Source organism: Quadrisphaera sp. DVD1, assembly GCF_058932755.1.
In genome coordinates this window covers 1-8,050 of record NZ_JBZYWI010000137.1, presented here as the reverse complement: position 1 = coordinate 8,050, position 8,050 = coordinate 1, and the positions used below count along the sequence as shown (strand labels likewise).

Genomic DNA, 8,050 nt, shown 5'->3' with positions numbered 1-8,050 from the left:
TGGACGGGGGTGCCCAGCTCGGCGGCCAGCTCGGCGCCCACGCGGGCGACGAGCCGGGTGCCCTCCCCGGTGTGCTGCTCGGTGAGCACCTCGCCGGTGGTGTGGGCGCGGCTGACCAGGTCGCCGCGCGAGTACGGAACGACGACGTCGACGAGCACGTCGGGCCGGGGCAGCACCTCGGCGATCCGCTCGCGCAGCGCCTCGATGCCCGCGCCGGTGCGCGCGGAGACCACCACGGCGCCGGGCTCGCGCCGCTGCAGGCGGGCGATGACGTCGGGGTCGGCCGCGTCGGCCTTGTTGAGGACGACGAGCTCGAGCGGCCGGTGCCCGGAGGCGTCGGTCCCGATGTCGGCGAGCACCGTGCGCACCGCCGTGATCTGCCCCTCGGGGTCGGGGTGGGAGGCGTCGACCACGTGCAGCACCAGGTCGGCCTCGCCGACCTCCTCCAGCGTGGAGCGGAAGGCCTCCACGAGCTGGGTGGGCAGGCTGCGCACGAAGCCGACCGTGTCGGCCAGGGTGTAGAGGCGGCCGTCGGGGGTCTCGGCGCGGCGCACCGTCGGGTCGAGGGTCGCGAAGAGCGCGTCCTCGACGAGCACCCCCGCGCCGGTCAGCCGGTTGAGCAGGCTGGACTTGCCGGCGTTGGTGTACCCGGCGATCGCCACGCCCGGCACGCCGGTGCGACGGCGCCCGGAGCGCTTGGTCTCGCGGGCGGGCGCCATGCCCTTGATCTCGCGGCGCAGCTTGGCCATCCGGGTGCGGATGCGGCGGCGGTCCAGCTCGATCTTCGTCTCACCGGGACCGCGGGAGCCGATGCCCTCACCGCCTGCGACACGACCACCGGCCTGGCGGGACATCGACTCGCCCCAGCCGCGCAGGCGCGGCAGCAGGTACTCCAGCTGCGCCAGCTCGACCTGGGCCTTGCCCTCCCGGCTCTTCGCGTGCTGGGCGAAGATGTCGAGGATCAGGGCCGTCCGGTCGATGACCTTGACCTTGACGATGTCCTCCAGGCCGCGGCGCTGGGACGGCGACAGCTCGCCGTCCGCGATCACCGTGTCGGCCCCGGTCGCGGCCACGACGTCCTTGAGCTCGACGGCCTTGCCGCTGCCCAGCCAGGTGGCCGGGTCGGGGTTGGGACGGCGCTGCAGGACGCCGTCCAGCACCTCCGAGCCCGCGGTCTCGGCCAGCGCGGCCAGCTCCCGCAGGGAGTTCTCGGCGTCCTCGGCGGTGCCGGAGTCCGAGGACCAGACGCCGGCGAGCACGACCCGCTCCAGGCGCAGCTGGCGGTACTCGACCTCGGTGACGTCGGTGAGCTCGGTGGACAGGCCACCGACGCGGCGCAGGGCCTGGCGGTCGGCGAGGTCGTACTGGTCGCCGTCGAAGTCGCGGCTGTCGTCGACGCCGTCGTACTGGCCGTCGGCGCCGTCGAGGGGGGAGATCGTCGTGGTGGTGCGCGTGCCGTCGACGACGTCGTCGTGGCGGGCGAGGATCCGGGTGACGGCGTCCTCGCGCGGTGCGGTGGTCATGGGCCTCCTGAGCCGTGGTCCCCGGGCGGGACCGAGTCTTCCAGTCCAACGCCCGCGGGCGCGAGCGCATTTCCCCCGGGCGCGCCCGGTCGGCGCAGCGCGGCAGCGGGTCTGCAGCGGGTCGGCTAGCGTCGCGCCGGTGCCCGAGGACCACTACTTCAGCGCCTCCCCCGCGGGCCCGGACGCCCGGCGTCCGCTGCGCGTGCGGCTGGACGGCGAGGCCCTGGAGCTGGCCAGCGCGCCGGGGGTCTTCAGCGGCGAGCGCCTCGACCCGGGCACGGCCGTGCTGCTGGACGTCGTCCCCGGCCCCCCGGCGCAGGGCGACCTCCTCGACCTCGGCTGCGGCTGGGGGCCGCTCGCGCTGACGATGGCCCGGCGCTCGCCGCAGGCGCGCGTCTGGGCGGTGGACGTCAACACCCGCGCGCTCGCCGTCACCGCCGACAACGCGGCGCGGCTCGGGCTGGCGGGCGTGCGCACCGCGCTGCCCGACGACGTGCCCGAGGAGGTGCGGTTCGCGGCGCTGTGGTCCAACCCGCCGATCCGGGTCGGCAAGGCCGCGCTGCACGCGCTGCTGGAGCGGTGGCTGCCGCGGCTGGCGCCGGAGGGCACCGCGCACCTGGTGGTGCAGCGCAACCTCGGCTCGGACTCCCTGCAGCGGTGGCTGGCGGAGCAGCCGTGGGCCGGGAGGTTCGTGGTGGAGCGCGCGCACAGCGCGCGCGGCTACCGGGTGCTGCGGCTCAGGCCGAGCGGCGCGCCCGACGGCGGCGCTGGATCTCCAGGTGGTGCAGGAGCAGCTCCCGGCGCCTGAGCCGGTCGTCGCGCAGCGTGACCTCGGTGGCGCCCTCGCCGGCCCCGGCGAGGTGCGGGCGCAGGACGGTCAGGGTCGCCATCCCGGCGTGCGCGCCGGTGTGCACCGCGGTGCTGTGCCCCGTGCTGGTGCGGTTCGCCGGCGCAACCTGGACGCCGGTCAACGTGTCGCTCATGTGCTGCCCCCTCAGACGAGCACCACTGTGCGCCTACAGCACGCGACCGGCAACCACTTTGCGTGAACAAGTCGGCGCGATCTGGACTTGCGCCCCAGGAGTTCACTCCTGTCACATCACGATCCCATCACGGCGCGGCGTGTCGCGCGCCTCCCGCGCGTCGCCTCAGCGGTGGGCCGCGGCGGCCGCCAGCCACGCGGCGTCCACGTGCCCCGAGGCGGCGAGGACGGCGGGGCCGGCCAGCTCCACCCGCTGCCCCGGCAGCGCGCGCACCGCGAGGGTGCCGCCGGGCACCTCGACCAGCCAGCGGTCCGGCGCGCCGGCACCGGCCCAGGTGCGGACGGCGAGGGCCGCCGCGCAGGCGCCCGTGCCGCAGGAGCGGGTCTCCCCGACGCCGCGCTCGTGCACGCGCATCCGCACCCGGCCCACCGGCTCCCCGTGGCCCGGCAGGCCCCCGAGGTCACCGGCCTCCTCGGCGTCGACCGGGAGCACGAGCTCGACGTTGCTGCCCTGCACCGGCAGGGGGTCGACCGCCGGGGGCTCGGAGAGGTCCGCGTCCTCGAGCTCGGCCGCGCTGGACAGGGCCACCACCGTGTGGGGGTTGCCGAGGTCGACCGAGAGGGCCGGGCGCGGAACGCCGTCCAGCCCGCGCACCGCGACCCGGGCGTCGGCGCCGGAGGCCGCGGCGGCGTCGGGGGCGCTGAGCCGCCAGGGGCCCATGTCCGTGGCCAGCCACGCCTGCCCGCCCGGGCCGGTGGCGCGGCGCACGCGCTTGACGCCGGCGCGGGTGCCCACGGCGAGCCCCTCGGCGGAGTCCAGCAGCCGCGGGTCGACCAGGCCGGCGGCGAGCAGCTGCGCCACGAGCACGCGCACGCCGTTGCCGCACATCTCCGACAGCGAGCCGTCGGCGTTGCGGTAGTCCATGAACCACTCCGCGGCGCCGTCCTCCGCGAGCGCGGCCGCGCCGTCGGGCAGGGCCGCCGAGCGCACCACCCGGATCAGCCCGTCGGCGCCGACGCCCGTGCGGCGGTCGCAGAGGCGGGCGACGAGCACGGGGTCGAGGTCGAGGGCTCCGTCGGCGTCCGGCACGAGCACGAAGTCGTTCTCGGTGCCGTGGCCCTTGACGAAGGGGAGGCCGGTGATCGTCACCGCCCCAGGGTAGGACCGACCGCGGCCAGCGCCGCCGCCCGCAGCTCGGCGGCGCTCAGCCGGTCGGCGTCCAGCCAGGTCACCCGCGGGTCGCGGCCGAACCACGACAGCTGGCGCCGGGCGTAGCGGCGGGTGGCGTGCACGGTGGCCTCGGCCGCCTCCGCGAGGGTCGTGCGCCCGTCGAGGGCGTCGAGCACCTGCGCGTACCCCAGGGCCCGCCGGGCGGTGCTGCCCTCGCGCAGGCCGCGCTCGACCAGCGCCTCGACCTCGGCGACCAGCCCGGCGTCGAGCATGCGCTGCACCCGCAGGCCGATGCGCTCGCGCAGCACCTCGCGCTCGGCGCGCAGCCCCACCTGCACGGCCGGGACGGCGTAGCGCCCGGCCTCGGGCATGCTCGCGCTGAACGGGCGGCCGGTGAGCTCGTGGACCTCCAGCGCGCGCACCACCCGGCGCGTGTTGCTCGCGAGGATCGCCGCCGCCGCGGCGGGGTCGACGGCCGCGAGGCGGGCGTGCAGGGCGCCGGCGCCGGTCGCCTCCAGCTCCGCCTCCAGGCGGGCCCGCACGGCGGCGTCGGTCGCCGGGAACTCCAGGGCGTCGAGGGCGGCGCGCACGTACAGCCCCGAGCCGCCCACGAGCACGGGCACGCGACCACGGGAGGCGACCTCCGCGAACGCCGCGCGGGCGGCGCGCTGGTAGGCGGCGACACGGGCCTCCTCCGTGACGTCCAGGACGTCGAGGAGGTGGTGCGGGACGCCGTCGCGCTCCTCCAGCGAGAGCTTCGCGGTGCCGACGTCCATGCCCCGGTAGAGCTGCGAGGCGTCGGCGTTGACGACCTCGCCGTCGAGCGCGCGCGCCAGGGCCACGCCGAGGTCGGACTTGCCGGTCGCCGTCGGCCCCACCACGGCCACGACGACGGTCGAGCCCCCAGCCTCCTCCAGCACCCGAGGCACCCTAGCCAGCCCTCCGTCCTCCCCCCTCCCGCACTTCTCCGGAGGAGTGCGGTCCGAAGCGCGCCAGGAACCGCACTCCTCCGGAGAAGTGCGGTCAGGGGCGCGCCGGGAACCGCACTCCTCCGGAGGAGTGCGGTCGAGGGGCGGGCGCAGGGCGGACGCCGGCCCGAGGACCATGGACGCCGCCCCAGCGCGCACCACCTCGAGGAGACCCATGTCCCACCACGGCCGGCACGAGGCCGACTCCCCCACCGACTCCCCCGCCGACTCCCCCGCCGACCTCCCCGCCGACGTCCCCGCCGCCGCGGCGGGCGGCCGCGGCCGGGCGGTCCTCATCGGCGTCGTCGCGGTGGCGGTGCTCGGGATCCAGCTGGCGTTCACGGCGTCCTACGCCGGAGCCCTGCACGCCGCGGAGCCGCGGGACCTGCCGGTGGCCGCCGTCGTGCCCGCGGCCCAGCGCGACCAGCTGGCCGGCGCGCTGGCCGGGGCCGGTGCCCCGGTCGTGCTGCAGGACGCCTCCAGCGCCGCGGCGGCGGAGCAGCAGGTGCGCGACGGCGACGTGGACGGCGCCTTCGTCGTCGGCGCCGACGGGCCGCACCTGCTCGTGGCCTCCGCCGGCGGGCCCGCCACGGTCACGGCCCTGGAGGCGGTCTTCGAGCCGGTGGCGCAGTCCTCGGGGGCGACCCTGGCGGTCGACGACCTCGTCCCGCTGCCCGCCGGCGACTCCCGCGGCCTGGTCTCCTTCTACCTGCTCGTCGGGTGGGTGGTCGGGGGCTACCTGCTCTCGGCGGTCCTCGGCGTCTCGGCGGGCATGACACCGACCGCGCTGCGCTCCGGGCTCGGGCGCCTGGGGCTGCTCGCCGGGTACGCCGTCGCCTCCGGCGTGCTCGGCACGGCCGTGGTGGACGCCGGGTACGGCTACCTCGTCGGGTCGCCGGTGGCCACGGCGGCGCTCGGCGCGCTCGTGGTCCTCGCGGTCGGGGCGGCGTCCATGGCCCTGCAGGCGATGTTCGGGATCATCGGCACCGCCCTGGTGCTGCTGCTCTTCGTCGTGGCGGGCAACCCCTCCGCCGGCGGGCCGTGGCCGGCCGACCTGCTGGCCAGCCCCTGGCGCGAGGTGGGCCCGTGGCTGCCCAACGGGGCGGGGCTGGCGGCGCTGCGCGACGCCGTCTACTTCACCGGCTCCCACCTCGGGGGCCCGCTGGCGGTGCTGGCCGCGTGGGCGGTCCTCGGCATCGCCGGGACCCTGCTGCTCTCGGTGCGCGGGCGGCCGCTCGCGGCGCTGCCCACCGCGCGCTGAGGTCGGGCCGGCGCCGGGTCAGGCCAGCGGCTCGAGCGGCCCGCGCGGTTCGAGCGGGCCGGCGGACTGGCGGGGCAGGGCCCGGAGCGGGCGCGGCGCTGACACCGGCGCGTGCTGGGCCAGCCAGGCGTCCACCGCCTCCGCGGGCAGCGGACGGCTGTGGTGGTAGCCCTGGCTCGTGTCGCAGCCCAGCCGGCGCAGCCTCACGAGCGTGGCCTCGTCCTCCACGCCCTCGGCGACGAGGCGCAGGCCGAGGCTGTGCGCCAGGTCCACGGTCGTGCGCACGATGGCCGTGGCCCGCGGGTCGGCGGCCACGTCGGCGGTGAAGGAGCGGTCGACCTTGAGCTCGGCCACCGGCAGGCGGCGCAGGTAGGCGAGCGAGGAGTAGCCGGTCCCGTAGTCGTCGATGCTCACGGCGACGCCGAGGTCCACCACCGCCTGGGTGACGGCGACGCTCAGCTCGGGGTCGGCCATGAGGGTCGTCTCGGTGATCTCCAGGACGAGGGCCGAGGCCGGCAGGCCGTGGCGCACGAGGGCGCCGGCGACGAGGTCGGGCAGGGCTGCGTCGCGCAGGCTGCTCGCCGAGAGGTTGACCGCCACGTGCAGGTCGCGACCGCCCGCCCGCCACCGGGCGGCCCGGCGCAGGGCGTCCTCGAGCACCTGCTCGGTGAGCGCCCCCATCAGCCCGTGCTGCTCGGCCAGGTCGAGGAACGCGTCGGGACCGAGCAGCCCGCGCTGGGGGTGCTGCCAGCGCACGAGCGCCTCCAGCCCCACCACGGCGCCGTCGGCCACCGCGACCTGCGGCTGGAAGTGCACGCGCAGCTCCCCGCGCGCCAGCCCCACGCGCAGCTGCTCGACGGTCTCCAGGCGGCCGCGGGTGTCGGCGTCGAGGGCGGCGTCGTGCACGCGCACCCCGGTGCCGGCGGTCTTCGCCGCGTACATCGCGACGTCGGCGCGGCGCAGCACCTCCTCGGGCGCGGCCCCGCCGTCGCTCGCGCTCACCCCGGCGCTGGCGGAGACGTGCACGGTCTGCCCGCCGACGTCGAACGGGGCGCCCAGCGCGGCCGCCAGCCGGTGGGCCGCCGCCTCGCCCTCCGCCGCGCCCGCACCGTCGAGCACCACCGCGAACTCGTCACCGCCCAGGCGCACGAGGAGGTCCCCGGGGCCCAGCAGCGCCCGCAGGCGGGTGCCCACCGCGACCAGGAGCTGGTCACCGGCCGCGTGGCCGAGGCCGTCGTTGACGTCCTTGAACCGGTCTAGGTCCATGAGCAGCAGCGCCGCCGGCCCGGAGCCGGAGCCGAGCCGCGCGGTCAGCGCCCGCCGGTTGCCCAGGCCGGTGAGCTCGTCGGTCAGCGCCTGTCGGCGGCTGTCCTGGAGGGACACGAGCTCGCGGAAGGCCAGGGCGATCTTGGCGCCGACCGCGGCCAGCCCCAGCAGCGCCAGGACGACCGCGGAGGTGGGCAGGCGGTGCACGTGGTCGACGTACAGGACCGCGGCGCTGACCGCGAGGAAGGCGGCCGGGGCGACGAGGACGGCGGTGGAGCCGAGCAGCGTGCGGCGCGGGAGCCGGACCGGGACCGGCCGGGCCGCCGCCCAGGCGAGCAGCGCGACCGAGCCCGTGTGGCCCCACGAGGTGAGCCCGGGAGGCACGTCGGCCCCGGCGAAGCGGGCCAGGGCGAACCCCTCCGCCGCCGTCATGACGACGAAGGAGGCGAGCAGCAGCTCCAGCCGCCGGTCGGTGCCCCACCCGCAGATCACGACCAGCGACGCGGCGAAGGCGAGCAGCACGAGGACGACGATCGGGCGCGAGAGCGCCATCGCGGCGGTCAGCTCCGAGCCTCCAGAGCGGGCGGCGAGGGGGTCGAGCAGCACCGCGCAGACCGCGGCCGCGGCGACCAGGGCCGCGCCCACGGCGTCCATCCACGCGCTGGGCAGCAGGCCGCTCACGCGCAGCCCGAGCATCGACATGAGGGCGCGGTAGTACAGCGGAGCCGCGGCGAGCCCGCCGAGGGGGGCCCACGACCAGACGGGCCCGCCGAGGCGGGCCACGAGGGCGCTGGCGGCCACCAGCGCGACGGCGGCGGCCATCGCGGTCCAGACCCGCCGCTCCGCGCCGCCGACGACGGCGCGCCGCACGACCACCGC

Annotated in this window: 7 protein-coding genes; 2 read left to right on the top strand and 5 right to left on the bottom strand. The window is 77.5% G+C overall.

All coding sequences use genetic code 11. The features are described 5' to 3' along the window. A partial coding sequence (hflX, locus tag AC5FZL_RS13580) for a GTPase HflX (protein WP_493619420.1) occupies positions 1–1,523 on the bottom strand: 1,523 nt, incomplete at its 3' end. Positions 1,524–1,662: 139 nt separating this feature from the next. On the opposite strand from hflX, the gene AC5FZL_RS13575 reads away from it, so the two are divergent. After that, positions 1,663–2,331, top strand: coding sequence for a class I SAM-dependent methyltransferase (locus AC5FZL_RS13575; protein WP_493619419.1), 669 nt, complete (start codon positions 1,663–1,665; stop codon positions 2,329–2,331). Here AC5FZL_RS13575 and AC5FZL_RS13570 read toward each other — a convergent pair. From AC5FZL_RS13570 to miaA, 3 genes are all read right to left on the bottom strand, one after another. Next, entirely contained in the window at positions 2,261–2,506 is a 246-nt protein-coding gene (locus tag AC5FZL_RS13570) for a hypothetical protein (protein WP_493619418.1), read from the bottom strand. The two genes, AC5FZL_RS13575 and AC5FZL_RS13570, sit on opposite strands and share 71 nt — an antisense overlap. 165 nt (positions 2,507–2,671) lie before the next feature. Then, entirely contained in the window at positions 2,672–3,655 is a 984-nt protein-coding gene (locus tag AC5FZL_RS13565; protein ID WP_493619417.1) for a diaminopimelate epimerase, read from the bottom strand. After that, a complete protein-coding gene (gene miaA, locus AC5FZL_RS13560; protein ID WP_493619416.1) occupies positions 3,652–4,596 on the bottom strand; it encodes a tRNA (adenosine(37)-N6)-dimethylallyltransferase MiaA in 945 nt (314 codons plus the stop codon). The genes AC5FZL_RS13565 and miaA overlap by 4 nt, the downstream gene beginning before the upstream one ends. Before the next feature lie 223 nt (positions 4,597–4,819). Between miaA and AC5FZL_RS13555 the strand changes: the two genes are divergently transcribed. After that, positions 4,820–5,905: an ABC-2 transporter permease gene (locus AC5FZL_RS13555; protein ID WP_493619415.1), complete on the top strand. Its 1,086-nt coding sequence runs from the start codon at positions 4,820–4,822 to the stop codon at positions 5,903–5,905. Positions 5,906–5,923: 18 nt separating this feature from the next. Here the strand turns inward: AC5FZL_RS13555 and AC5FZL_RS13550 are convergent. After that, a partial coding sequence (locus AC5FZL_RS13550) for a putative bifunctional diguanylate cyclase/phosphodiesterase (protein ID WP_493619414.1) occupies positions 5,924–8,050 on the bottom strand: 2,127 nt, incomplete at its 5' end.